The organism is Desulfocastanea catecholica (genome assembly GCF_054657295.1).
In genome coordinates this window covers 160,482-184,269 of the sequence record NZ_BAAHYZ010000005.1, presented here as the reverse complement: position 1 = coordinate 184,269, position 23,788 = coordinate 160,482, and the positions used below count along the sequence as shown (strand labels likewise).

The 23,788-nt window shown below is 50.8% G+C and carries 25 protein-coding genes; 16 read left to right on the top strand and 9 right to left on the bottom strand.

Annotated features, from left to right (window positions below; translation table 11 throughout):
- Positions 1 to 12 precede the first annotated feature (12 nt).
- Positions 13 to 684 (bottom strand): CBS and ACT domain-containing protein, encoded by a 672-nt coding sequence (locus ACYQ8U_RS06800; RefSeq protein ID WP_459944774.1) that lies wholly within the window; start codon positions 682 to 684, stop codon positions 13 to 15.
- A 376-nt stretch (positions 685 to 1,060) separates the two neighbouring features.
- Between ACYQ8U_RS06800 and iorA the strand changes: the two genes are divergently transcribed.
- The 10 genes from iorA (at position 1,061) to ACYQ8U_RS06750 (ending at position 10,227) form a co-directional block, all read left to right on the top strand.
- Positions 1,061 to 2,842 (top strand): indolepyruvate ferredoxin oxidoreductase subunit alpha, encoded by a 1,782-nt coding sequence (gene iorA, locus ACYQ8U_RS06795; RefSeq protein ID WP_459944816.1) that lies wholly within the window; start codon positions 1,061 to 1,063, stop codon positions 2,840 to 2,842.
- Positions 2,842 to 3,441: an indolepyruvate oxidoreductase subunit beta gene (locus ACYQ8U_RS06790; protein ID WP_459944773.1), complete on the top strand. Its 600-nt coding sequence runs from the start codon at positions 2,842 to 2,844 to the stop codon at positions 3,439 to 3,441. Before iorA ends, ACYQ8U_RS06790 begins: the two co-directional genes overlap by 1 nt.
- A 24-nt stretch (positions 3,442 to 3,465) precedes the next feature.
- Positions 3,466 to 4,767 carry a phenylacetate--CoA ligase family protein gene (locus ACYQ8U_RS06785; RefSeq protein ID WP_459944815.1) on the top strand — a complete coding sequence of 434 codons (1,302 nt, stop codon included), beginning with the start codon at positions 3,466 to 3,468 and terminating at the stop codon, positions 4,765 to 4,767.
- Between the two features lie 11 nt (positions 4,768 to 4,778).
- The gene (locus ACYQ8U_RS06780; protein ID WP_459944772.1) at positions 4,779 to 5,210 is read left to right on the top strand and encodes an ACT domain-containing protein; all 432 of its coding nucleotides are present in this window, start codon (positions 4,779 to 4,781) and stop codon (positions 5,208 to 5,210) included.
- 73 nt (positions 5,211 to 5,283) lie between these two features.
- Complete coding sequence (locus ACYQ8U_RS06775) at positions 5,284 to 6,582, top strand: phenylacetate--CoA ligase family protein (protein ID WP_459944771.1); 1,299 nt, start codon at positions 5,284 to 5,286, stop codon at positions 6,580 to 6,582.
- A gap of 30 nt (positions 6,583 to 6,612) precedes the next feature.
- Positions 6,613 to 7,242, top strand: a complete 630-nt coding sequence (locus ACYQ8U_RS06770; RefSeq protein ID WP_459944814.1) for a LysE family translocator — start codon at positions 6,613 to 6,615, stop codon at positions 7,240 to 7,242.
- Between the two features lie 212 nt (positions 7,243 to 7,454).
- Entirely contained in the window at positions 7,455 to 7,871 is a 417-nt protein-coding gene (locus ACYQ8U_RS06765) for a nuclear transport factor 2 family protein (protein WP_459944770.1), read from the top strand.
- 93 nt (positions 7,872 to 7,964) lie between these two features.
- Positions 7,965 to 9,224, top strand: a complete 1,260-nt coding sequence (locus tag ACYQ8U_RS06760) for a class I SAM-dependent methyltransferase (protein WP_459944769.1) — start codon at positions 7,965 to 7,967, stop codon at positions 9,222 to 9,224.
- A 4-nt stretch (positions 9,225 to 9,228) separates the two neighbouring features.
- On the top strand, positions 9,229 to 9,741 hold the full coding sequence (locus ACYQ8U_RS06755; protein ID WP_459944768.1) for a DUF2878 domain-containing protein: 513 nt from the start codon (positions 9,229 to 9,231) through the stop codon (positions 9,739 to 9,741).
- Between the two features lie 117 nt (positions 9,742 to 9,858).
- On the top strand, positions 9,859 to 10,227 hold the full coding sequence (locus ACYQ8U_RS06750) for a cupin domain-containing protein (protein ID WP_459944767.1): 369 nt from the start codon (positions 9,859 to 9,861) through the stop codon (positions 10,225 to 10,227).
- 15 nt (positions 10,228 to 10,242) lie between these two features.
- Here ACYQ8U_RS06750 and ACYQ8U_RS06745 read toward each other — a convergent pair whose 3' ends face one another.
- The 4 genes from ACYQ8U_RS06745 to ACYQ8U_RS06730 form a co-directional block, all read right to left on the bottom strand.
- Positions 10,243 to 10,509 carry a gamma-glutamylcyclotransferase family protein gene (locus ACYQ8U_RS06745; RefSeq protein WP_459944766.1) on the bottom strand — a complete coding sequence of 89 codons (267 nt, stop codon included), beginning with the start codon at positions 10,507 to 10,509 and terminating at the stop codon, positions 10,243 to 10,245.
- Between the two features lie 59 nt (positions 10,510 to 10,568).
- On the bottom strand, positions 10,569 to 10,997 hold the full coding sequence (locus ACYQ8U_RS06740; RefSeq protein ID WP_459944765.1) for a universal stress protein: 429 nt from the start codon (positions 10,995 to 10,997) through the stop codon (positions 10,569 to 10,571).
- 86 nt (positions 10,998 to 11,083) lie between these two features.
- Complete coding sequence (locus ACYQ8U_RS06735; RefSeq protein ID WP_459944764.1) at positions 11,084 to 12,370, bottom strand: TRAP transporter large permease; 1,287 nt, start codon at positions 12,368 to 12,370, stop codon at positions 11,084 to 11,086.
- Positions 12,370 to 12,882, bottom strand: coding sequence for a TRAP transporter small permease (locus ACYQ8U_RS06730; protein WP_459944763.1), 513 nt, complete (start codon positions 12,880 to 12,882; stop codon positions 12,370 to 12,372). Before ACYQ8U_RS06730 ends, ACYQ8U_RS06735 begins: the two co-directional genes overlap by 1 nt.
- 318 nt (positions 12,883 to 13,200) lie before the next feature.
- Here ACYQ8U_RS06730 and ACYQ8U_RS06725 point away from each other — a divergent pair, with 318 nt between their 5' ends.
- The 4 genes from ACYQ8U_RS06725 to ACYQ8U_RS06710 all read left to right on the top strand — a co-directional run bounded on the left by ACYQ8U_RS06725 (position 13,201) and on the right by ACYQ8U_RS06710 (position 17,199).
- Positions 13,201 to 13,605, top strand: a complete 405-nt coding sequence (locus ACYQ8U_RS06725) for a thioesterase family protein (protein WP_459944762.1) — start codon at positions 13,201 to 13,203, stop codon at positions 13,603 to 13,605.
- A gap of 382 nt (positions 13,606 to 13,987) precedes the next feature.
- Positions 13,988 to 16,159 carry an adenosylcobalamin-dependent ribonucleoside-diphosphate reductase gene (locus ACYQ8U_RS06720; protein WP_459944761.1) on the top strand — a complete coding sequence of 724 codons (2,172 nt, stop codon included), beginning with the start codon at positions 13,988 to 13,990 and terminating at the stop codon, positions 16,157 to 16,159.
- A gap of 93 nt (positions 16,160 to 16,252) precedes the next feature.
- Complete coding sequence (locus tag ACYQ8U_RS06715; protein WP_459944760.1) at positions 16,253 to 16,777, top strand: SEC-C metal-binding domain-containing protein; 525 nt, start codon at positions 16,253 to 16,255, stop codon at positions 16,775 to 16,777.
- On the top strand, positions 16,774 to 17,199 hold the full coding sequence (locus ACYQ8U_RS06710) for a VanZ family protein (protein WP_459944759.1): 426 nt from the start codon (positions 16,774 to 16,776) through the stop codon (positions 17,197 to 17,199). Before ACYQ8U_RS06715 ends, ACYQ8U_RS06710 begins: the two co-directional genes overlap by 4 nt.
- Positions 17,200 to 17,294: 95 nt before the next feature.
- Here ACYQ8U_RS06710 and hemB read toward each other — a convergent pair whose 3' ends face one another.
- The 4 genes from hemB to ACYQ8U_RS06690 all read right to left on the bottom strand — a co-directional run bounded on the left by hemB (position 17,295) and on the right by ACYQ8U_RS06690 (position 22,665).
- Entirely contained in the window at positions 17,295 to 18,275 is a 981-nt protein-coding gene (gene hemB / locus ACYQ8U_RS06705) for a porphobilinogen synthase (RefSeq protein ID WP_459944758.1), read from the bottom strand.
- Between the two features lie 100 nt (positions 18,276 to 18,375).
- Positions 18,376 to 19,743, bottom strand: coding sequence for a sigma-54-dependent transcriptional regulator (locus ACYQ8U_RS06700; RefSeq protein WP_459944757.1), 1,368 nt, complete (start codon positions 19,741 to 19,743; stop codon positions 18,376 to 18,378).
- A gap of 64 nt (positions 19,744 to 19,807) precedes the next feature.
- On the bottom strand, positions 19,808 to 22,078 hold the full coding sequence (locus ACYQ8U_RS06695; protein WP_459944756.1) for a sensor histidine kinase: 2,271 nt from the start codon (positions 22,076 to 22,078) through the stop codon (positions 19,808 to 19,810).
- A gap of 8 nt (positions 22,079 to 22,086) precedes the next feature.
- The gene (locus ACYQ8U_RS06690) at positions 22,087 to 22,665 is read right to left on the bottom strand and encodes a DUF4390 domain-containing protein (RefSeq protein ID WP_459944755.1); all 579 of its coding nucleotides are present in this window, start codon (positions 22,663 to 22,665) and stop codon (positions 22,087 to 22,089) included.
- 392 nt (positions 22,666 to 23,057) lie between these two features.
- Here ACYQ8U_RS06690 and ACYQ8U_RS06685 point away from each other — a divergent pair, with 392 nt between their 5' ends.
- Positions 23,058 to 23,447 carry a NifB/NifX family molybdenum-iron cluster-binding protein gene (locus ACYQ8U_RS06685; RefSeq protein WP_459944754.1) on the top strand — a complete coding sequence of 130 codons (390 nt, stop codon included), beginning with the start codon at positions 23,058 to 23,060 and terminating at the stop codon, positions 23,445 to 23,447.
- Between the two features lie 41 nt (positions 23,448 to 23,488).
- Positions 23,489 to 23,782, top strand: coding sequence for a DUF134 domain-containing protein (locus ACYQ8U_RS06680; RefSeq protein WP_459944753.1), 294 nt, complete (start codon positions 23,489 to 23,491; stop codon positions 23,780 to 23,782).
- Positions 23,783 to 23,788: the final 6 nt, after the last annotated feature.

The following is a 23,788-nucleotide window of genomic DNA, read 5'->3' as shown; positions in this document are numbered from 1 at the left end:
TTGTTAATGCTGTCAGGCTGGTAAAAAAGGCCTGATATCTTTTTCGTATTGACTCTTTACCTTGAATCCCTTTGCCGTCAGTGCGGCAATTGCCTTGTCCCCATCCTGGCCGGCCACGCGGAGGACCATCTGGGTTATCCCCTCATACTGTGTCTCCGGCCAGCTGAACAGGCTCTGGATATTAATTTCTGCATCACGTAGCGTCTCGGCTACTTCGGCGAGCTTGCCGATGCTGTCCTTGACAAAGATGCTGAGTCGGGTGCTGTCGTCGCTGATACCGATGGCCTGGAGCAGAACGCCCATGACATCGGTGCTGGTGATGATACCGGCCAGTTCACCATTCTCCATCACCGGCAGGGCGCTGATTCTGTTTTGCTGCATGACCAGTGCGGCCCGTTCTATTGTCGTGTTTACCGGCACCGTCACGACGGTTTTTATCATGATCATTGATACCAGAACCTTCTGCAGCAGGTAGCTGAGCTCGTGGGTGGACAGCGAGGTGGCCGGGGAGGCCCAGTACTGTTTGAGGTCCCGGTCGGAGACAATGCCCACCAGCTTTTTTTTGTCATTGACGACCAGAAGATGGTCTATCTGTTTTTCTTCCAGCAGCTCTTTTGCCTCAACGAGAGTGGTTGTCGGTGATACGGTAATAAGGTCTGTGTGCATTATTCTGCCGATATACATGGTGGTCTCCCCTTTAAATAGCCTGAAAATGAGCTTACAGCAGCTTGGTTTTATAAAATAAAAACGAAATATCTTCTAAAAAAATTCTATGTTGTACGGTAGTTGCACGAGTTGGCAAAGTAAAGCCGAAACGTACTGCCGGCCTTTTTAAATAGAGGTTGAGCGGCACGCTAACAGACTGGTGTCGGGGCAGGCAGGGAGTAGTTTTTGGGCAGACGAAAAAAAACTTGCCTGTTCACCGGGATTCAGAGTAGTTTGCTTTGTTATTTCAAGGTGAATACTCCCTGCTTATGGGCGGGGCTGTTGATAATTCACAGGATATGATTTCAATTTATCAGGAGAAACTGTGACAAAAATAAATGACTACGCACTCTGGATGTCGGGCAATGAGGCTATTGCCCTCGGGGTCTATGAGGCGGGCGTAAAGGTAGCCTCCGGATATCCCGGAACACCCTCGACGGAGATCATGGAAAATCTCTGCCGATATGACGGGGTGTATACCGAATGGGCGCCAAATGAAAAGGTTGGTCTGGAAGTGGCCATCGGTGCTTCTTTTGCCGGGGCCAGGGCTCTAGCCACCATGAAACATGTTGGCGTCAACGTGGCCGCTGATCCGCTTTTTACCGCCTCGTATACCGGTGTCTGCGGCGGCCTGGTGGTGGTAACCGCCGATGATCCGGAAATGCACTCTTCACAAAATGAGCAGGATAACCGGAATTATGCCTTTGCCGCCAAGCTGCCGATGCTCGAGCCTTCTGATCCAAGTGAAGCCAAGGAGTTCGTCAAACTGGCCTTTGAACTCAGTGAGGATCTGGATTGCCCGGTCATGCTGCGCATTACCACCCGCGTTTCCCATGTCAAAGGGGTTGTGCTAAGGGGAGAAAAAAGTCAGTCGCATGCGGCCTGCGGGATCAACAAGATGCCAGGCAAACTGGTCATGCTCCCGGCTATTGCCCGTAAACGCCGGGTGGTGGTGGAAGAACGGATGGAGAAATGTCGGGAAATGACTGAAACAGCAGCTTTTAACCGAGTGGAGGAAGGGGATACCACAAGAGGTTTTATCACCTCCGGGGTTTCTTACCTCTATGTCAAGGAGGCCTTTCCCGAGGCGGCCGTTCTGAAACTGGGCATGTGCTGGCCGCTGCCGGAGAAAAAGATTCGTCAATTCGCCGCCATGGTCGATGAGCTCTATATCATCGAGGAACTTGACCCCTTTCTGGAGACCCATATCAAGGCAATGGGCATTCCGTGCCACGGCAAGGACTGTATTCCCAATCTGGGTGAGTTGAACACCGCCATCGTCCGTCAGGCGATCGATCCAGGTTCCGGTCCGGAGCTGTTTGCCCCGGTCGAACTACCTAACCGGCCGCCGAATATGTGTGCCGGCTGTCCGCATCGCGGGATTTTTTACAATCTGTCGCGCATGAAGGTTTTTGTCTCTGGGGATATCGGTTGTTATACCCTTGGTTTCCTGCCGCCGCTGTCGGCCATGGATTCCTGTGTCTGCATGGGAGCTTCGGTACCGATTGCCCACGGCATGGCCAAGGCTTTAGGCGATGATGGTTATAACCAGGTGGTTTCGGTCATCGGCGATTCGACCTTTATCCATTCCGGTATTACCGGTCTTATTAACACGGTGTACAATAATTCCGCCTCAACCCTCATCATCCTCGACAACAGGATCACCGCCATGACCGGGCAGCAGCAGAATCCGGCCAGTGGTTATACCATCAAAGGGGAGGAGGCAAACGCCCTTGATCTGGAAGTCTTGTGTCGGGCAGTAGGAGTAAAGCACGTTTACAAGGTCAATCCGCACGACATCGTCGAAACCCGGAAAATATTGAAGGAAGCGGTTGAGCTGCGAGAACCGTCCGTGGTTATCTCCGAGGCGCCCTGTGTTCTTTTGCCGGAGATGAAAGAGCGCAAACCGGTGTCCTATTTCACCAATCAGGAAAACTGTGTCGGCTGCATGTCCTGCATCCGTCTCGGCTGTCCGGCCATCAGCTGGACTTCTTTTGCAGAAGGGGAGGCGGAACAGCGCGGTTACCGGAAGAACCAGAAAGGAATTTCCAAGATCGATGAAATTCTCTGTAATGACTGCGGTCAGTGCGCATCGCTCTGCAAATTCAACGCCATCACCAGAGGAGAGGGAAAGTAATGGAAGATACGGGAAATATCCTCTTTTCAGGGGTGGGTGGCCAGGGGATCCTGCTGGCCAGTGAAATAACGGCCTACGCCTTGCTTTCGGCAGGCTATGATGCCAAGAAGAGCGAAGTCCATGGCATGGCCCAGCGCGGCGGCTCGGTTACCGCGCAGCTGCGATATGGTAAAAAAGTCTATTCACCGCTGATTGAGCCGGGTTGTGCCGATATCCAGATGGCTTTTGAGATGATGGAGGCGGTTCGCTACCTGCCTTTTTTGCATAAGGGCAGCAAGGTGATCGTCAATACTCAGAAGATTCTGCCGCCGTCCGTTGCCACCGGCCAGGCGGAATATCCCCAGGACGTCCTGCGCCATCTGACCGAACGGGACATCGTTGTGGTGCCGGTCGATGCCTTTGATATTGCCCGGGAGGTCGGGGAGATAAAAACAGCCAATGTGGTCATGGTGGGAGCGCTTTCAGCCTTTTTACCAATCGATCCAGCTATATATGAAGAGGTTGTCCGCGCCCGGGTGCCGGAGCGGTTCCGGGACGTCAATCTGCAGGCATTTGCGGCGGGACGCCAAGTGAGCACAGTCGGCAGAATCGGCCAATAAGCAGGGGGAGACGACATGTCGGTAATGTATTGGGAAGAAGAGATGGAAACATTGCCCCGGGTGGGGCTGGAATCCATTCAGCTGCGGCGCCTGCAGCATCTGGTCGCCCGGGTCTATCGGACGGTTGAACCCTATCGGCGCAAGATGGATGCGGCCGGCGTGAAACCTGATGACATCAAGACACTTGCCGATCTGGCCAGGCTGCCTTTTACGGTGAAACAGGACCTGCGGGACAATTATCCGTTCGGGCTGTTTACCGTGCCTCTGGAAGAGGTGGTGCGGGTGCATGCCTCTTCGGGCACCACCGGTAAATCAACTGTCGTTGGCTACACGGCCAACGATATCAAAACCTGGTCCAATGTCATGGCCAGAGCACTCTGTTGTGCCGGCGCCACGAAAGGCGACATGGTGCATAACGCCTATGGCTATGGACTGTTTACCGGCGGTCTCGGCGCGCATTACGGTATTGAGCGTCTGGGTGCAACGGTTATTCCGGTATCCGGCGGGAACTCTAAACGCCAGATCAGCATCATGAAGGATTTCGGCTCCACCGTTTTGCTGTCGACTCCGTCCTACGCCCTCAATCTCGCCGAAGCCATGGATTCCATGGATATTGATCCGAAATCGCTTTCCCTGCGGGTAGGTATTTTCGGGGCCGAACCGTGGAGTGAAAATATGCGTGAGGAGGTGGAGCGTAAGTTGAACCTGAAGGCAACGGATATTTACGGCCTGTCCGAGGTGATGGGGCCGGGTGTGGCCCAGGAATGTCTGCACACCACCCGGGGCATGCATATTTTCGAAGATCATTTCCTGCCGGAGATCATTGATCCGGATACCGGAGAGGTGCTGCCGCCGGGTGAAAAGGGCGAGCTGGTCTTTACCACGCTGACCAAGGAGGCCCTGCCGATCATCCGTTACCGGACGAGAGATATTTCCAGGCTGTATTACGAGCCTTGTGAATGCGGCCGGACCCTCGTGCGCATGGAGAAAGTGACCGGCCGGACCGATGATATGCTGATCATCCGCGGGGTCAATGTTTTTCCCTCCCAGGTCGAGCATGTCCTGATGGGTGTTGATGGGGTTGAGCCGCATTATCAGATCGTCGTCGACCGTGATGGCAACCTCGATACCATTCAGGTACAGGTCGAGGTCAGTGAAGGGGTGTTCTCCGATGAAATCCGCGTGCTCGAAAATCTGACCAAACACATTCAGACAGAAATTAAAGATCTGCTTGGGGTCACCTGCAAGGTAAAACTGGTGGAACCGAAGACTATCCAGCGCAGTGAAGGAAAGGCACAGCGGGTTATCGATAAGCGTAAAATCTGAGGGAGGGTGACATGCTGGTAGAACAAATTGCCGTATTTCTGGAAAATAAATCGGGACGACTGGCGGAGATTACCGCAGTTCTGGCAGAAAACAATATTAATATTCGTGCCCTCTCCGTGGCCGATACCGCTGATTTCGGCATCCTGCGACTGATCGTCGACAAGGTGGAAGAAGCGAAAACCGTCCTCAAGGAAAACGGTTTTACCGTCGGTAAGACCACTGTTATTGCCGTTGAGGTGGAGGATAAAACCGGCGGGCTGGCAAAAGTGCTGAAGTGTATTCATAAGGCTAATATCAATGTTGAGTACATGTACGCATTTGTCAACAAAACCGGTGAAAATGCGGTGCTGATCTTCCGTTTTGAAAAGATGGAGGAAGCAATCACCGCTCTGAAAAAAGATGGATTTACTATTTTAACCAGAGAACAGATCTGCGAGCTTTAAAAAGAAACGCCATTTCAAGGTATTAAATGCAAGCAGGTAATGAAACGTCAATCTTAACCCACTAACTCGACGAATGTACTGGCAAAAAGAAGAAGAGTGTCTGCCGCGGCCGGATCTTGCACAACTGCAGCTTCTGCGGTTGAAAAATACCCTGAAAAGGGTGGCAACCAATGTGCCGTTCTACAGGAATAAATTCAACGAATTACACCTCGATCCGGAGAAGATCACTTCGCTTGACCAGCTGCGGGACTATCCGTTCACCCTGAAGCAGGATCTGCGCGACAACTACCCCTACGGCCTTTTTGCCGTGCCGCTGCGCGATGTGGTCCGGGTCCATTCGTCTTCCGGCACCACCGGGATAGCCACGGTGGTCGGCTACAGCAAAAACGATATCAATACCTGGGCGGATCTTGTGGCCAGGGTTCTCTGTGCCGCCGGGGTGACCCCCGATGATGTTATCCAGATCGCCTTTGGTTATGGCCTGTTTACCGGTGGTTTTGGCATGCATTACGGGGCAGAGCGGTTAGGGGCCTCGGTTATTCCCATTTCTTCCGGCAATACCAAAAGACAGATCCAGATCATGCAGGACTTTAAAACCACCGCGCTCATCTGTACGCCGTCCTATGCCCTGAAAATGGCCGATGTAATGATGGATATGGGCATTAATCCCAATGGACTGTCCCTGCGCTACGGCCTGTTCGGCGCGGAACCCTGGTCCGAGGCCATGCGCCTTGAAATTAACGAGCGGCTGGGCATAAAAGCCACTGACAATTATGGGTTGTCCGAGGTTATGGGGCCGGGGGTAGCCGGAGAATGTCAGGAATGTAATGGGCTGCATGTCAATGAGGACCATTTTCTCATTGAGGTGCTGCATCCTGAAACCCTCGAGCCGGTGGCGCCGGGGGAGGTCGGGGAGCTGGTCATCACCACCCTGACCAAGGAGGCCTTCCCGGTCATCCGTTATCGTACCCGGGACCTGACCCGTTTGCTCCCTGAACCCTGTCCCTGTGGCCGAACTTCCGTCCGCATGAGTCGGATGATGGGTCGCTCGGATGACATGCTGATCATAAAAGGTGTCAATGTCTTTCCAACCCAGATTGAATCGGTTCTCTTTGAAATTGAAGGAACCGAGCCACACTATCGCCTGATAGTCGAACGGGAAAACAATGAAGACAAACTGACCGTGATGGTCGAGGTTGTCGAATCGATTTTCTTCGACGAAATGAAAAAACAGCGGGCCCTGGTCGAGAGCATCAAAAAACGCCTTGCCTCTGAACTGGGTATCAGTGTCCAGATTAAGCTGGTAGAAGAGCGATCCCTTGAACGCTTTAACGGCAAAGGGGCCAGGGTAATAGACAAGCGTCAGCTGTGATGTGACCGAAGATTCCAGGGGAGAACGATGGTGGATATTGTGCATGGCCTGCTGGTACTGACCGTAGTCCATACGCTGGCGGCGGCATCTCCTGGTCCTGATTTTGTTTTTGTTTCGCAGCAGACTCTCACCCACGGTAAGCGTACCGGGCTGCTCTGCAGTTTAGGGATTGCCCTTGGCCTTTTAGTGCATATTGCCTACTCGGCCTTTGGGCTGGCAGCAATCGTTGCTCATTCCTCGCAATTGCTGTGGTGGGTGAAAATTCTTGGTGGAAGTTATCTGATTTACCTCGGGACCAAAGGACTGAGGTCAAAAGCATCGCCGGAAAAAAACCTGCCGCGGGTCAAACGTCCGGTGGGCTCTGTTCTTCAAACAATCGGGTCGGGATTTCTCTGCAATGCCCTGAACCCCAAGGCGCCTATCTACTTCCTGTCACTTTTTACCCTGGTCCTCTCTCCTGATATGCCGTTGTACCAGATCGCCATCTTCGGCATCTGGATCATGCTGATACAGTTATGCTGGTTTTCGTTTGTCGTGCTGGTTCTTTCCATCCCTGCCGTGAACACCAGGTTTCAGAGGGCAGGTCACTGGATCGACAGACTGCTCGGCGGCGCCATGGTCCTGCTTGGTATCAAAGTATTGATGAGTAAAACAAGTTAACCCTTCGCTACGGTAATGGTCTTTACCGTTTGTTCCTGGAATCAAATAATAGTAGCTTTTACTGCTGATAACCTGTTTCCCATCTATCATTGAAATGCTCTCATGAGTGATTTACTCTATCACCTAATGGATGGTGATAAAGTTTGACAATCCTCTCCAGCCGAGCTTGCCGAGTAAAGAAATGTTTTCAGGAAAAAATAAAGGGGGCTGCCTTGGAAAAATTCCTCAATACCTACACTGAGTTGAATGCGAACAACCTGCAATTGCTGGCTGACATCTATGCTGAAGATATTCGGTTTATTGATCCAGCGCACGAAATCAAAAGCCTGCCACGACTGACCGACTACTTTGCCAGCCTGTACAGCAATATCAGCTCCATTCAATTTCAGTTTAACCATCACCTGCGAGTTGCCGACCAAGGCTATGTGCAGTGGCAGATGAATTTTTCCCATCCCCGCTTGAAAGGCGGCAGGGCCATTATTGTTGATGGGGCCAGTTATCTTCGTTTCAATGAGGACGGCAAGGTCAATTTTCACCGGGATTATTTCGATCTGGGCGCCATGCTGTACGAACAGCTGCCCCTGCTTGGTCAAATAATTATTGCCGTGAAAAGAAGGCTTGGGAGATAAATTTTACCAGGGCTGATCTTATTTCAGGCACCAGAGTGTTCATTACAGGTTTTTTTTAAATACTTACACACATGAAATTTTTCAGGAGGGGATATGCATAACGCAACAACGACTGAAAATTATCCACACACTCAACCGGGTAAACATTCCCTTTCTCTTGGTAACAAGGTGGCAAAGGGTATCGTTCTTCGCTTGCTGCGTGGTATACAGTATGGTCAGCTTGTCCTGCAGGACGGGGAACGCCGTCAGATCTATGGCAAAGATGAGAGCCTTCAGGCGGTCGTTACCGTTTGTCATCCGGATTTTTACCAGAAGGTGCTCTTTGGTGGCTCGATAGGAGGGGGAGAAGCATATATTGCCCATCTCTGGGAGGTGGACGATCTGACCAGACTGGTGCGAATAATGGTCCTTAATATGGATCTGCTCGATAAAATGGAACAGGGCTTTGCCTTTCTTCTTCGTCCCTATCACCTCATGCAGCACCTCCTCAGGCGGAACAGCCGACGACGGGCTAAACGGAACATTCTGTCGCATTATGACCTGGGCAACGAGATGTATCAGTCTTTTCTCGATCCGACGATGATGTATTCCTCGGCTATCTATCCAAACGCGCAGAGCAGTCTGGAAGAGGCGGCAGTGCATAAGCTGGAGGTGATCTGTAAAAAAATGAACTTGCAGCCGACAGACCGGCTTATAGAAATCGGCACAGGCTGGGGCGGTTTTGCTATCCATGCCGCCCGGCATTACGGCTGTCATGTCACCACGACGACAATATCCGAGGCTCAGTTCAACGAGGCGCACAAAAGAATTGCCGCAGCGGGTTTGACCGATAAGATTACCCTGCTGCGCCAGGACTACCGGGATCTCACCGGCCAGTACGACAAACTGGTCAGTATCGAGATGATTGAGGCGGTGGGACATGAATATCTTCCTGAATTTTTTGCTAAATGTGCCAGTCTTCTCAAGGAAGACGGCCTGATGTTTCTCCAGGCGATTACCATCACAGATCATAAGTATGAACAATATGTTCACTCGGTGGATTTTATTCAGCGCTACATTTTTCCCGGAGGCTGCCTCCCTTCAAAGCGGAGAATGCTTGATCTGATCGCGGAAAAAACTGATCTGGTTGCCCACCACCTGGAAGAATATGGTTTTGATTACGCCAGAACCCTCAAGGATTGGCGGACACGCTTTAACCAGGCTTTTTCCTCCTTGAAAAACCATGGTTACGATGAAACCTTCAGGAGATTATGGGAATTCTATTTCTGTTATTGCGAAGGTGGTTTTCTTGAGCGGTCGATCAGCGTTGTGCACCTTGTCGCCAGTCGACCGGAGAAATCAGAGATTCGCTAAGCTCATGAACATTCTTGCTAATGTGGCCATATATCAGGCGGTGTGGTTTTTCTGTGTTCTCGGTGAAAACCGAGGGGCCGGGCTGGCACTGCTGCTTCTTGGACTGCATCTTTTCCTCTCGCCGGTACGCCTGTTGGACCTGAAGATGATGGGCATCCTGCTCGTTGCTGGGCTCAGCATCGATGGTATTCTGCATGGCCTTGGTTTTTTTTCCTTCAACGTTGCAGCCAGGCCGATTCCATTCTGGCTGCTGGTTATCTGGCTGGCCCTGGCAATTCTGCCGCACCACAGTCTGGCCTGGCTTAAATCTCGCGTTTTCCTCTCGGCCTTTTTTGGTGCACTCGGTGGGCCGCTTGCCTACTGGGCGGGAGTTCGGCTGGGAGCGGCACACTTCAACTGGTCCCTTCCTGCCTCACTTGGCACTCTGGCCATAATCTGGGCACTTCTCTGGTCGGGAGTAATGCTCTTTGCCGCCATGGATCATGCTCCGCAACCGAAAACCAATAAAATGAAATGATATGCAGCCCAAAAGATGGTTTCAGGGTAAAAGTTTCAGTGTAAAAAATGCTCTGAATCGGTTACTTCTGTCCGGGAAGCGGAAAGAAGTCCCAGGCAAGAAATGAAGGAGGAAAACATGGTTCAATTTATTGATCAACCGATGGTCATTGAAGCTGTCGACAACAAACCGAAAATAATCGAGGAGTATATTGGGGCGGTAAATTCCGGTACTACAGAACTGAGTATTGCCCGGATGCGCAGTCCTTCGGGGTGGCTTGAAACTGGTCAGACGCCTGAGTTTTCCGAATATACCGTGGTGCTGAAAGGTATGTTGCAGGTGGCAACCAAGAGTCGGGTGTACGAGGTGAAGGCCGGCCAGGCCATTATCACCGCTGCCGGAGAGTGGGTGCGTTACAGTACCCCTTCCGAGGAGGGCGCCGAATATATCGCGGTATGTCTGCCGGCATTTACCGCTGCGGCGGCGCACAGTGATGAAGAAAGTTAATTGTTGTGAAGTTTTTTACTTAGCCACCCGAACATTTGGGCTTTTGTGCGGAGAAGGGGCAAAGGCATCAAGGCGCTGGAGTGCTTCTGGAGTAAGATTGTAGTAGAGCACGCCGGAGACCTGGGCTTTCGCCTGCTCGGCAATGCCTGGATACTCTCTCCCCTGCATCTTTGAGCGGAAAAAATTGTTCACGACTGCCTGGCTGAATCCGACCTGGCAACCGGCAACCTTGTACATAATATCACCGCACATCAGTGACCCGTAGGTAAAGAGATTGACCATAGCATTCTGCATTGTTGTCTATCGCGCAGGCGTTCTCAATAGCCTTTTTCGGTAGCGTTTTAAAAGAGCAGTACCGGGCATCTGACGTTATGCAGGACGTGGTTGGCTACCGAACCGAACAGGACGTCCCGTAGTTCTCCACCGCCTTCATGGCGGCCGATAACGAGCAGTTGAAATTCCTGGACATTGGCAGTATGGGTGATGATGTCTCTCGGTTCGCCGAATTCAAGTATAAGCTCATTGGTGAACCCAGCCTCTTTTAATCTGGCATCGGTACGTTCGAGAAGATTTCGCCCTGCCCGGGTGGCGTTTTCCTTGACCATGTCCACCTGAAACTCTGGAATCATGCGATAGGCCAGCTGGGTACTGTTGATCACATAGAGCAAGGTCAAATGTTTTGGAAAGTGATCTTTTAATGTAATAATATTATCAATAGTTTTCTCAGATGTTGGTGAATCGTCGATTGGTACTAATATTTTCGCTATCATGTCCACCTCCGGAATATGTTTTTCTAGCAGACAGCCTTCACGCACCCTCGATAAACGGAAAATAAATTGGCGCTTGTTCAATTATATCAGCCATACACCAAACGCGGAAGCAATAAAACAAGATCCGGCCAGAAGGTCAGGAGAAAAAGGATGACGATCTGGATTGCCAGAAACGGCAGGACGGCACGGGTGACATAAACGATATCGCGATCGACGGTCGCCCCGGTAATATACAGACTGACGCCCAGTGGCGGAGTACAGTAGCCGATACCGAGATTGATGGTCATGATGAGACCGAAGTGCATGGTGTCGATGCCGAATTTCGATAAGAGCGGCAGGAAGATAGGGGTGAGAATGAGGGTTGCGGAAATAATGTCCATAAACATGCCGATGAACAGCAGCAGGATGTTTACCGTCAGCAGAAAAACCCAGGGCGATGAAATATTATTGACGACTATCGCGGCAATTTTTCCGGGAATCTGCTCAAAGGTTAAATATTCGCCAAAGACCGTCGCACCGGCGACGATAATCAGCAGTGTTGCCGAGGTGACCGCAGAAGAGACAACCACCCGCTTCACGTCATGCAGTTTCATGTCCCGATGCAGGACAATTTCGACAAAAAAGGCATAAAAACAGGCAACGACAGCAGCTTCGTTGGCCGTAAACAGCCCGGAATAGATGCCGCCAAAAATCAGCACCGGCAGCATCAGGGCCCAGATACTCTCTCGCACAACTGCAACGACCTCGGCAAATGACGGTCGCGGTCGCCGTTGCATGCCCATTTTCCGGCAGACAACGTAGGCATAGAGACTCATCGCCGTCATAATGATCACCCCCGGAATGAAACCGGTGAGAAAAAGCGCCTCAAGCTGGTCGTTACTGACCATGGCGTAGAGGATCATGGCGATGGAAGGGGGAATGATAACCCCGAGAATGGGCGCCGTGGTCATAAGACCCACGGAAAACCGTTCATCGTATTGGTTTTCGATCAGCGCCGGGATCATAAACCCTCCGATAGCCACGACGGTGGCGACGGTCGAACCGGAAATAGCCCCGAAAAAGCCGCAGGCGAGTATCCCGGCCATGGCCAGTCCTCCCGGCAGAAAGCCGACCATGACATTGGCGGTTTTAATCAGTTTTTCGACAATGGTACCGGTGGTCATGATATTGCCGCACAGGACAAAAAACATCACCACCACCAGGGCAAACTTGTCCATACTGCGATAAAGCACCTCAATGACAATCTGTGGGTCGAGACCGACCAGATAAACCAGGCCGATCGAGCCGGTGAAGAAGAGGGCGATGAACACCGGGACCGTCGAAGCCAGACAGCCGAGCAAAAGAGCAAACAAAAGGAGATAAGTGTTATCCATTACTTATCGCCCCTGGTGATATCATTTTTTCCAGACCAGTCTTCCCAGAGTACAATCAGGGTTCGCAGAAACATCATCAAGCCCATAACGGGCAGCACTGCATAGAAAAAATATTCCGGAATCTGCAGAGTAGCCGTACGGGCGTATTTATCCTCGTACATCATCAGCGTCATTGTTATTCCCAGATAGATCATCACTCCCGAGAAGAGAAGCACGACGCAATGAGAGAACAGGGTAAGGGGTTTTCTCAAGCCCGGCAGCATCTGGGGGAGAGCGTCGATGCGGACGAGAGAGCGGCTCCGAATGGCCGCAACACAGCCGATATAGGTTGAGAAATAGATGACCTTGCGTACTACCTCGTCCGACCAGTAGAGACTCAGATCATTGGTGGCTTTACGCAGGATGACATTGGCCATGGCGGTGATAAGGGCAATACAGACCGCGGCGAAGAGCGACCATTCTTCAATGTACATCAAGGCCTTGTCGATGGATTTAAATATTTTTGTTAACATATCCAAGCATTAATTTAAAACAGGTGGTCAGTTTCAGCTTTGCCTGATAAACCTTAACAAAGTTGGGGGCTTAGTTTGAAAATATATCAAAGCCTATACCACACAGGTTGGGATTGCAAGCAGGATATGGTATTTATCCTCCAGGAACAAAAGAAAGGAAATGCCGGTTTCTTAGAGCCATAGTCGCCAACCGGAAAAAATCCTCCGTAGTGTAGCCCCTAGTCGTTCAGTTTTACTCTTTATTTCCAGCGTGATAAATAATGCGGGGTGTCGAAAAGACCAAAAACATCATCATTTTTTTCCAAAGGAGAGATCATTATGGAAAGCGGCGCAAAAAAAGAAGTCGTCTATACCATATTACCGCAGGATTTGGCAAGTGAGGTGGCCCTTGGCGGCGAGGATGCATTCCCGGAGGTTCTGGCCACCTCGAGAATGATCGGCCTGATGGAGGTCGCCGCCGCGCGGTTGATGCAGCCTTTACTGAAATCCGGAGAACTCTCGGTCGGGGTGGGGGTCGATATCAAACATTTCGCACCGACTCCGGTGGGAGAAGAGGTGAGGGTTGTGGCAACTTTTCTTGAACCGAGTGGTAAATTGTACCTGTTCGAGGTAGAAGTTTTTGACCGGGCAGGCAAGGTAGCCGGTGGGAGACATACCCGGGCCATTGTCGAAAAGGTCAAATTGATGGAGGGGGCGCGGGCTCGTATGGCCAAGGCCAGATGACAGCTGCTTCTTGCCTCACACAACAATTCTCTTCCAGTCCCTTTCCGGGGCGGGTCGATAAGCACCACTTTCCTGTTGTGATATGGGTTTATATCAGGCTGGGAGAGGGTGGCAAAAAAGAGCTGCAAAATTATTTTTTTTGTTGAAAAAAATAATTTTCCCTGAAGCCCTTGTAATCCGGTCTCTCTCGGTAAAAGATACCATATGTTGTAGTTTGGTCTTGAGCCCGCCATAAATGTGGTGTATAAAAGCCGATGTAATTATTTCATATTTCGACTGAAAGCGAGGATGTTCAGGCTCGTTTTTCCACGCTGAATTGAGCACATTTCGCTTTGACAAGCGACTCCCGGCAGGACAAATATCCAACAGAAAGAGGGGCGGCATGACACCTGATTTGACCAGACAGGTTTTGACGAGTACTGCGGAAACCGTACTCGCGAGACGGTACTATTTGAAAGATGCGCAAGGCAACGCCATCGAGACATGGGAAACTTTGTCCCGTCGTGTCGCAAAGGCGGTGGCGGAAGTTGATAAAAAGCGAAAAGATGACAAGCAGCTTCAGGAAAATTTCTTCGAGATGATCTATCATCTTGATTTTCTGCCGAACTCCCCCTGCCTTATGAATGCCGGGACGGACCTGGGCCAGCTTTCCGCCTGCTTCGTTCTTCCGATCGAGGATTCGATGGATGGTATCTTTACCGCCATTCGCAATGGTGCCCTGGTGCATAAAACCGGCGGCGGTACCGGCTATTCTTTTTCCCGTCTCCGCTCTAAAAATGCCTCGGTACGTTCAACCCAGGGGGTGGCTTCCGGGCCGCTGTCTTTTGCCGCCGTGTTCGATGCCGCCACCGAGACCATCAAGCAGGGAGGAAAGAGGCGCGGTGCGAACATGGGTGTTTTGCGCATCGATCATCCGGATATCATGGATTTTATTACCGCCAAAGAGGATCAGAGCAGATTTAATAATTTCAACTTCAGTGTCGCTATCACCGATGTCTTTATGCAGGCGGTGGAAGATGATGCCGATTTCGAGCTGATCGAACCGTCAACCGGCGAAGTTGTCAAGCAACTCAATGCCCGAATGGTCTATGAGAAGATTGTCGACCTGGCCTGGCATAACGGCGAACCCGGGGTGCTCTTCATCGATACCGCCAATAAAGACAATATGACGCCGCAACTGGGTGATTTTGAAGCGACCAATCCTTGCGGCGAACAATGGCTCCTGCCGTACGAGAGTTGTAATCTTGGCTCAGTGAATCTGGCTAATTTTGTCAAGGATGGCAAGGTTGACTATGACCGGTTGAAACAGATCGTCCGGACGGCGACGGTGTTTCTTGATAATGTTATAGATTGCAATCGCTTCCCTATCCCCGAGATTAAGGAAATGACCCTGAAGACCAGGAAAATCGGGTTGGGAATCATGGGTTTGCACGATATGCTTATCCAGCTGGAGATTCCCTATGGCAGTGAGAAGGGCCGGGAAGTGGCCGGCAAGGTGATGCGCTTTATTCGCGATGCCGCGGAAGAGCGTTCTGTTGAGCTTGCTGTGGAAAAAGGACCTTTTCCGGCCTATGATCCGCAGATCAATACCTATAAGCCGCGCAGAAATGCAGCGCTGACCTCTATCCAGCCAACCGGAACCGTCTCGATGATTGGTGATTGCGCTTCGGGCTGCGAACCCTATTTTTCTATTGTCATGGTCAAGCATGTCATGGACGACGACCGACTGATCATGGTCAACAAATACTTCGAGCGAGTCGCCCGGGCGGAGGGATTTTACTCGGCGGAACTGATGAGCAAGGTTGCCGACAGCGGCACCGTCATAGGACATGCGGAAATTCCCGTCAAGTGGCAGGAAATCTTTTGTACCGCTCAGGATATCAAGCCTGAGGATCATATAAAAATGCAGGGGATTCTGCAGAAAAGCGGCGTGGACAGCTCTATTTCCAAAACCATTAATCTGCCCAACACCGCCTCGCGCGAAGAGGTGAAGCTCGCCTATATCACCGGCTATAAACTCGGGTGCAAGGGGCTCACCGTGTACCGCGACGGTTCCAGGGATCATCAGGTTCTCAACACCAAGGAAGGCTCGGCCAAGGAGCAGATCGCCATCGTCTCGGAACGGGGCCCGGTAAAACAGAACCTGCCGGATACGCTCGATGCCAAGCGATATCGGGTCAAGGACCAGTACCAGAAATCGGTATATATTATTGTCTGTTTTGATGAAAATGAAAAGCCGATGGAGGTTTTCGCTAAATTTCCCTTCGATAATCGTGTCGATTTAAAAGATAAATCGACCATGTGGACGACCACTTGTCGCCTTGTTTCTCTAGCATTGCGATTTAATGTGCCCATGGATGAAATCATCAAACAGCTTGACAGATCAAGTGGTCATATGCAAGACTTGCCGGCACAATTGGGTAAACTGTTTAAATCCTTCCTGGCCGGTACCCAGCAGGGTTTTTCCTCTGTCTGTCCTGAATGTTCCGGGCCGCTCCGCTTCGAAGAAGGGTGTGAAACATGTCACGATTGCGGGTATAGTAAATGTTCATAACAATATTGTGCCACACATAATATTTTTACTTAACCACCGTGAAATCGGACTTGTTACGAGTTTATCAAATATTAACAGGCGCTGGGGGAATCTATGGCCAAAATCGGCAGAAATGAAAAATGTCCTTGCCACAGCGGCAAGAAGTTTAAGCACTGTTGTGCTCTGAAAGATACAAGAGTGGGTCCGCAGCATACTGCGAACCAGGCGATGAAGGTTACCCTGATGAATGCCGTGAAAAAAATTCAGGAAGATGCGTTGAGCAAAAAGGTGCTTTTCCGCGAGCTCGGCGTCTTTTTCCTTTTTTCGACGGCAGAGGGTGACGCCTGGCTCATGGAGATGACGGAGTGCGATTGTGTTCAGGTGGCCAAAGGCGGGGAGGTGATGGACGCGCCTATTGATGAAAACTCCGAAACCATAGAAATAAATTGGAGCCATACCTATGCCATCAACAACAGGCAGATTGAAATAACTGCTTATGCCGACAAGACTGTTCAGCTGCTGGATACCTCTCCAGCGCGGCAACTGAATGCGGCGATGAGGCGCATTCGTGAGAAATTCAGCGATGAGCAGCTGAAAAAAGTACATTTACCTCCGCCGGACCAGTCGATTACCGTATGATGCCAAAAGCGGCGACACTTTTACGCATGGTTCCCATGGCTGTGACCATGGGAACCATTTTTTTTCTTTCGCATCAACCTGGCGACAGTCTCTCTCTGCCGGAGATACAGGGGATGGATAAAGTGGTGCACATGGCGGCGTATGGTTTTTTGGCGGCAACAATGCTTGTTGCCTTCAGTGACCAGCAGAAAAATACCAGGCCGCAAAGAGTCGTGTGGCTTACCGTGCTGTTATGTGTACTCTACGGTATCTCCGATGAATTTCACCAGTCTTTCATTTCCGGCAGGTCAAGCAGCTTTTTTGATGTGCTTGCCGATTGCGCTGGTGCAACGCTAAGCGCTGCTCTTTGGTTCAGATGGCGAAAAAGAATCGCCATGATCGGCAGTTGGAAAGATTGTTTCAGTAATTTTCTTGCAAAATAACAGCTGCGGCCGGATACTTTTTTTAGCGATGTTACATCATGGGGAAACAGGCAAGTGCCTGTTTCCCCCTGCCTGTTTATCGGCACAAGCCCGCGTTATCTGCGGCTTTGCAGTATCTTGGCCATATCCTTGGCGAAGTAGGTAATGATTATATCGGCTCCTGCCCGCTTGATGGACAGCAGGGTCTCCTCCATTACCCGGTCACCGTCAATCCAACCCTTTTCTGCTGCTGCTTTGATCATGGCATATTCCCCGCTGACATGGTAGGCGGCAATCGGCAGGTCGAATTCGTCGCGAAGCCGGGATATGATATCGAGGTAGGCGACCGCCGGTTTTACCATGAGGATATCCGCCCCCTCATCAACATCAAGGGTTGCTTCCCGCAGGGCCTCCCGGCTGTTGGCCGGATCCATCTGATAGCTTCTCCGGTCGCCGAATTGGGGCGCACAATCCGCCGCCTCTCGAAAAGGGCCGTAAAACGCCGAAGCGTACTTCACCGCGTAGGACATAATCGGCACTGCATCAAAATTGTTTTCGTCCAGTGCCGCGCGGATCTCGGCCACTCGGCCATCCATCATATCCGATGGCGCAACCATGTCGGCGCCGGCCTGGGCATGGGACAGGGCGGTCTTGGCAAGGATCTCCAGGGTGGCGTCGTTGTCCACCACATCGTCGATCAGACAGCCGCAGTGGCCGTGGTCGGTGTATTCGCAGAGACAGACGTCGGTGATAACAACAAGTTCGGGGACTTTATTCTTCAGTTCCTTGATAGCCGTCTGGATGATACCGCTTTTGGCATGGGCGCCTGAACCGACTGCATCCTTTTTCTCCGGCAGTCCAAAGAGGAGCACCGAATTGACGCCCAATTGTAAGCACTCCCTGCCCTCTGCTGCCAATTGGTCGACGGTCATTCGAAAAACGCCGGGCATGGAAGAAATTTCTTCCCGTTTGTTCTTGCCCGGCATAACGAAGAGAGGGGAGACAAATTGAGCGGGGGAAAGCTGTGTTTCGCGGATGAGGGCGCGAAACGCACTGTTTTTGCGGAGACGTCTGGGGCGGTATTCTGGAAAAACCATGGATATTCCTCTCTGGTAGGTTGTGCTGCATTACGTTCTGCTCCATCGGCAACAGGCGGATAATTGAAATCGGCGATTGTCGCTGTTGAGCTTCTTTAGGTCACTGAATAATTTCGAAGGATTTAAGCTTCTTGTGCAGGTGGCTCCTTTCCAGGCCGACCTGCTCAGCTGTTTTGGAGATATTGTTATCGTTTTGCAAAAGTTTTTGCTGCAGGTACTCTTTCTCAAAGAGTCTCTTGGCTGTTTTATAGTCGGCGGCTAAAAAAGGATTCAGGCCGGAGCTGCCACCGACCAAACCGGATTGCTGTTTTGGATTGAGAAACATGCGGATGTGAGCGGCGGTAATGGTCGGTTCCTGGCACATGATCGCCAGCCGTTCAATAAAATTTCTCAGTTCACGCACGTTGCCCGGCCAATGATGTTCCATAAGGGCTTGATAGGCATCGGGGCTGAATTCTTTGTGTTTTATCCCCCGGCCGACGAGAAGTTTCATCAGGGCCTCGACGAGCAGAGGGATATCCTCGAGGCGGTCGCACAGTCTCGGGACATGAATGGGTACGACATTCAGGCGCCAGAACAGGTCGGCCCGGAAATTGCCGCTCTCGATCTCTTCTTCGAGATTTTTGTTGGTAGCGGCAAGCACCCGGACGTTGACCTTGATTGTTTTATTGCCGCCGACCCTCTCGAATTTCTGTTCTTGCAGGATACGCAGGATTTTCGCCTGGGTGTTAAGGCTCATGTCGCCGATCTCATCTAAAAAAAGTATCCCGCCATCCGCCTGGTCAAATTTGCCGCGTTTGCTTATATGGGCTCCGGTAAAAGAGCCTTTTTCATGACCGAAGAGTTCCGATTCGATCAATTCTTCGGGAATGGCAGCACAATTCACCTCGATCATCGGCTGATCACTTGATGCCGAGGCCCGGTGGATGGACTGGGCGACCAGTTCCTTGCCTGTACCGTGGTCACCCCGTATCAGTACCCAGGCATCGGTTGGGGCAACCATGTCAATCTGTCTTTTCAAACCCTGTATGGCTGGCGATTCTCCGGTCAGGATCGATTTCTGGGCCGAGCCCTGGCGCAGCAGAAGGTTTTCCTGTTCAAGCTTGGCAAAGCGCAGGCCGTTGGTGACGGCGAGAATGATTTTATCGTAAGAAAGCGGTTTTTCGATGAAGTCAAAGGCTCCCTTACGGGTTGCCTGGACGGCTGTTTCGATGCTGCCATGTCCGGAAATCATAATAACCGGCAGAGGGTAGAGCGCATGGATTTTTTCCAGAGCAGTCATGCCGTCCATGTTATCGCCCAGCCAGACATCGAGGAGGACGAGATCGACGTTTGTCGTCTCAAGGAGCTCAAGTCCTTCTTCGGCGGAAGAGACGCATATGGCGGAAAATCCCTCATCTTCCAGCACTCCGGCCAGGGACTCCTGGATACTTATCTCGTCATCTATTATCAGTATGCGTTTATTCATTGGTCTTGTTACGCTTGGGCATAAAACAGGTGAACGTTTACAGCTTGCAGGATGTACACTGTAACTATTGTCTATTCAGGAGTGGTAATTCAATTATGAAGACTGAGCCTTTCGGCGTGTTATCCTGCACCCGAATGTAGCCGTTGTGGTCGGATACGATCGTCGAGACAATAGCCAACCCCAGCCCGGTACCGGTTTTCTTGGTGGAAAAATAGGGTTCAAAAAGTTTCAATTTAGTCTCTTTCGATATTCCCGGACCATCATCGTGTACCTTGATAAAGACGTTTTCCTGCTCCTGATCGAGGGAGAGATCGATCCCTATTGTACCCCCATCAGGTAAAACTGCAACCGCATTGTCGAGGAGATTGATCAGGCAGCGTTTGATCTGTTCGGCGTCAAAACTGAAAATCGGAATGGGTGTTTCCTCGCGACAACTAAAGGCGATGTTCTTGTGCCCTTCCTGATAAAGAAAAAGCGTGGCCTTGGCGAGTTTAGCCAGATTTTCCGGGGATTTGTGTACTTTTGGCATCCTGGCGAACTGAGAAAATTCACTGACGAGTCTTTTCAGTTCATCGACCTGGGTGATGATAGTGCTGGTGCATTGGTCAAAGATGCTGTTTTCTTCACGGAGGATTTCCGGATAGCGCCGGCGAAGCCGCTGGGCCGAGAGCTGGATCGGGGTCAAGGGGTTCTTGATCTCGTGGGCTATACGCCTTGCCACCTCTCGCCATGCCGCCATACGCTGCATTTTTTCAAGCTTGGTCAGGTTGTCAAAAACAAGGACAAAGCCAACCGGTTTGCTCTCTTCATCTTCCAGCCGGGTAAAATTGACCAGCAGGGAGAAAAACTTGCCAAGCACGTTGATTTTTATGTGCTGTTCCACGGTCATCTTGCCGGTTACCTCAAGTTCTTCGATGAAACCGTCAATGATTGCCGCCTGGTAGGGCGGCAGTACATCGGCAAATTTCAAGCCGATGAAGAGGGATTTGTCGATGCTGAGCAGTTTTTCGGCAAAGCGGTTGATGGTGGTTATCCGGCCGTCTTCGTCGAGGGATATGACACCTGCGGATACATTTTGCAGGATGATTTCCGTGTATCTTCGTCGTTGTTCCGACTCCTGCGAGCTTTTCTGCAGAGCGGAATGGGTCTCGGCGAGTTTTTTATTGCTGGAGTTCAGGTTGCACGTCATCTGATTGAAGGACTCGACGAGCAGGCCCATTTCATCCCTCGACTCACTTTCCATAACAAATTCCAGGTCGCCGTCGGCTACCCTCCTGGTGGCCAGCACCAGTTTTTCCAGCGGGTCGGTGATACCTCGGGAGATATACAGACCAAACCAGATTGCCGCGAAAATGATCAGCAGCGTGACGATCAGCAGAATGATGAGCAGCCAGAATTTGAAAGGTTCTTTAAAATGCTTGAGTTGTCTGTAGCCTTCAATGCCTTGGGAAATATTGGTCATTCGGGCCAGTTGCTCACTTTTTACCAAAAGAGAAGTGATGAGCACTGCCCGGCCGATGTCCTCTCCGCCGATCTGCACCTCGGCAATGCAATTGATCAGGTCACCGCTGCGCATCTCCTGAATGAGGATCTCGCGGGCATGGCCGTTTTTCACCCGTTCAAGGACACTGGAAGGTATTTTAGGAAGAATGGTGCCGCGAAGCTGCGGTCCCTTGACGCTTATTTCCAGGTTCTTGTCGCTGGTTATCAGGGAGATGCTGTCCGGGCCGTTAATCGGGTTGAAGGTGAGAATGTTTTCCAGTGTCTCGCTGATTGTCTCGGGGGTATAGGCCGCCATATCCAGAGTATTCAGCCGCTCGGCAATACCTTCACTCATCTGGGTCACCTGTTCTTCTTTCTCACGTAACAGGGACTGGGCAAGTTTGAGCGATTCCGTCAGAGAATTTTCTATGCTGGCATTAAACCAGTAATCCATACTGGTTGAGACAAACTGCAGGGCGACAAAAAAGAGCAGTATGGTGGGGATAAGGGTCAGCGAGAGAAACGAGGCGATCAGTTTTGTTTTAAGTTTATTGCCGAGCCGGTTGACCTTTCTCTCAAATAACAGCTCTGCAAGATTCCGTAAAACCAGGAAAAGGACGACCAGGACCAGGAGAACATTAACATTTATCAGGGCAAAAATGAGGATACTGTTGTTGATCGGTAAGTCAATTTCGTCACTCAGAAGGTGGCTTTGCAGCCAGATAAAGAGAGGAATGAGAAGCAGGCAGACGACAATGACCCGGCGGATCAATTTTTGTTTCTGACGCAGCTGTTTTGCAGTGTATGGCAGCCGCCTGGTGTTCGGCTTGCCTTCCGGTGAAGGTGTTCCCATGGTCAAGGTCAGAAAGTAAAGGTCAGAGTATGCCAGTCGGTTTCAATATCCCACCAGGAAAGAAAAGGAAGGATATTATGCAGACTGAGAGGTAAGGTTTTCCGGTAGAGTTCCGCCTTCATTTTGAGTTTGTACCGATTATCCGGCAGGAGCTGTTCAAGCTCCACCACTTTGACACCATTAATTTCGTTTATTTCTTTCTGTGCTTCCAAAAGAGATCTGAAGGACAGTACCTTGTTATTGTCTTCTTCGAGAGTGACCTTATAGTTCTCTTTCAAGGTGTCGAACGTCAAGATATGTTGAAAATTATTGGTAATTATCAGTTCATCTCGCCAATTTTCCGTAGTTTTATACAGCTCGACATAAAAAGAAAAACGTAGTGGAATGCCGCTGTGCAGGAGGTCTATCATTTCCGAGGTAAAGCTGTTTTCGAGGGTGCCGAAGACGATGAGGTGTGTCTCCGAGGTGGTGGCCGTTAATTCGTTGATGGTTGCTTTTTTTTCTGGAGCGACCTGGGCACCGGCAATGGTCGAAAAGATCATTATCACAAGGACAATGAGGCTGAACAATTTGGGTTTGCAGTGCATGGCGGCGTGCTTTATGTTGAAACGCAATGAACCGGTAGATGGTGTCTGTTAACCAGACTGCTCTCCGGCAGGAAAACCTTGCGTTCGCTTGTCGATGGTGGATGGCTTGACCGGTATTCGTTCTTTTGTCTTTCAGTTTTTGATGTTTGATGTTACAAAATTATACTTTTTGCTGGAGCTAATCTACCTGATCCTGTTCTCGATGTCTATTGCCGATATCTATTGCTGATATCTATTGCTTGTTCCTTGCACGTGTTTATCCTTGTCCTGCATATGCTATAGAAAGAAGTTTCAGCATGTTTGTTGTCCGACAGCAGTGCAGAGGAAAATGATGTGCATATGTTTAAAAAAGGGTATAAGGTACTAAAATTAATTAAGTAGGAGTGATGAAAATGCGTATAGCTATTCCGACAAATTCTCCGGGCGGTCTTGATGCTGATCGTTCGGATCACTTCGGCCATTGTGATATTTTTACCATGGTCGATATTGATGAAAAAAAGCACATCAAAGACGTGACAATCATTCAGAACGGCGACCATCAGGCGGGAGGGTGTCTGGTACCGGTGAAAATTCTCCAGGATGCCGGTGCGGATTCGATTATTGTCGGCGGAATGGGGGCAAGGCCCATGCGTGGTTTTGCCGATGTGGGCATCACCGTCTATTTTGCCGATCGAAGCAGTATGAAAACAGTACAGGACGTCGTTTTTGGCTTTACTGCCGGTCGGCTGCCTGTCATGCATGCCGATCAGGTTTGTAAGGGATCGGGCAACTGCCACCACTGAGAGATTGAATCATTCTTCCGTTTCACGTTGAGCAGGAAAGCATGTCACCAAGACCTAAGAAAACGAGAAATTGTCAGGGGAGGTTCTGCGGCAGAGCCTTTAAGCCGACGGGAACTCCACTGACCGAGCTGAAACAGATTGAGTTGCACCGGGATGAGCTGGAGGCACTGCGTTTGTGTGATGCCGAGGGGATGACCCAGGAGGAGGCCGGCCAGAGCATGGGCGTCTCCCGGGGAACGATCCAGCGCATAATCACCATTGCCAGAAAAAAAAGCGCTACAGCGCTGACATCAGGGCAGGCGTTAATCTTTGTCGATGCCGGGGAAGAAGAATAGTCGTCC

Coding starts and splice junctions, on each gene's coding strand:
- ACYQ8U_RS06790 (WP_459944773.1), top strand. CDS start 2,842: ATGGAAGATACGGGAAATATCCTCTTTTCAGGGGTGGGTGGCCAGGGG.
- ACYQ8U_RS06710 (WP_459944759.1), top strand. CDS start 16,774: ATGATGCCAAAAGCGGCGACACTTTTACGCATGGTTCCCATGGCTGTG.
- hemB (WP_459944758.1), bottom strand. CDS start 18,275: ATGGTTTTTCCAGAATACCGCCCCAGACGTCTCCGCAAAAACAGTGCG.
- ACYQ8U_RS06755 (WP_459944768.1), top strand. CDS start 9,229: ATGAACATTCTTGCTAATGTGGCCATATATCAGGCGGTGTGGTTTTTC.
- ACYQ8U_RS06690 (WP_459944755.1), bottom strand. CDS start 22,665: ATGCACTGCAAACCCAAATTGTTCAGCCTCATTGTCCTTGTGATAATG.
- ACYQ8U_RS06785 (WP_459944815.1), top strand. CDS start 3,466: ATGTATTGGGAAGAAGAGATGGAAACATTGCCCCGGGTGGGGCTGGAA.
- iorA (WP_459944816.1), top strand. CDS start 1,061: ATGTCGGGCAATGAGGCTATTGCCCTCGGGGTCTATGAGGCGGGCGTA.
- ACYQ8U_RS06760 (WP_459944769.1), top strand. CDS start 7,965: ATGCATAACGCAACAACGACTGAAAATTATCCACACACTCAACCGGGT.
- ACYQ8U_RS06775 (WP_459944771.1), top strand. CDS start 5,284: ATGTACTGGCAAAAAGAAGAAGAGTGTCTGCCGCGGCCGGATCTTGCA.
- ACYQ8U_RS06720 (WP_459944761.1), top strand. CDS start 13,988: ATGACACCTGATTTGACCAGACAGGTTTTGACGAGTACTGCGGAAACC.
- ACYQ8U_RS06745 (WP_459944766.1), bottom strand. CDS start 10,509: ATGGTCAATCTCTTTACCTACGGGTCACTGATGTGCGGTGATATTATG.
- ACYQ8U_RS06735 (WP_459944764.1), bottom strand. CDS start 12,370: ATGGATAACACTTATCTCCTTTTGTTTGCTCTTTTGCTCGGCTGTCTG.
- ACYQ8U_RS06730 (WP_459944763.1), bottom strand. CDS start 12,882: ATGTTAACAAAAATATTTAAATCCATCGACAAGGCCTTGATGTACATT.
- ACYQ8U_RS06695 (WP_459944756.1), bottom strand. CDS start 22,078: ATGGGAACACCTTCACCGGAAGGCAAGCCGAACACCAGGCGGCTGCCA.
- ACYQ8U_RS06725 (WP_459944762.1), top strand. CDS start 13,201: ATGGAAAGCGGCGCAAAAAAAGAAGTCGTCTATACCATATTACCGCAG.
- ACYQ8U_RS06715 (WP_459944760.1), top strand. CDS start 16,253: ATGGCCAAAATCGGCAGAAATGAAAAATGTCCTTGCCACAGCGGCAAG.
- ACYQ8U_RS06700 (WP_459944757.1), bottom strand. CDS start 19,743: ATGAATAAACGCATACTGATAATAGATGACGAGATAAGTATCCAGGAG.
- ACYQ8U_RS06750 (WP_459944767.1), top strand. CDS start 9,859: ATGGTTCAATTTATTGATCAACCGATGGTCATTGAAGCTGTCGACAAC.
- ACYQ8U_RS06740 (WP_459944765.1), bottom strand. CDS start 10,997: ATGATAGCGAAAATATTAGTACCAATCGACGATTCACCAACATCTGAG.
- ACYQ8U_RS06800 (WP_459944774.1), bottom strand. CDS start 684: ATGTATATCGGCAGAATAATGCACACAGACCTTATTACCGTATCACCG.
- ACYQ8U_RS06780 (WP_459944772.1), top strand. CDS start 4,779: ATGCTGGTAGAACAAATTGCCGTATTTCTGGAAAATAAATCGGGACGA.
- ACYQ8U_RS06685 (WP_459944754.1), top strand. CDS start 23,058: ATGCGTATAGCTATTCCGACAAATTCTCCGGGCGGTCTTGATGCTGAT.
- ACYQ8U_RS06680 (WP_459944753.1), top strand. CDS start 23,489: ATGTCACCAAGACCTAAGAAAACGAGAAATTGTCAGGGGAGGTTCTGC.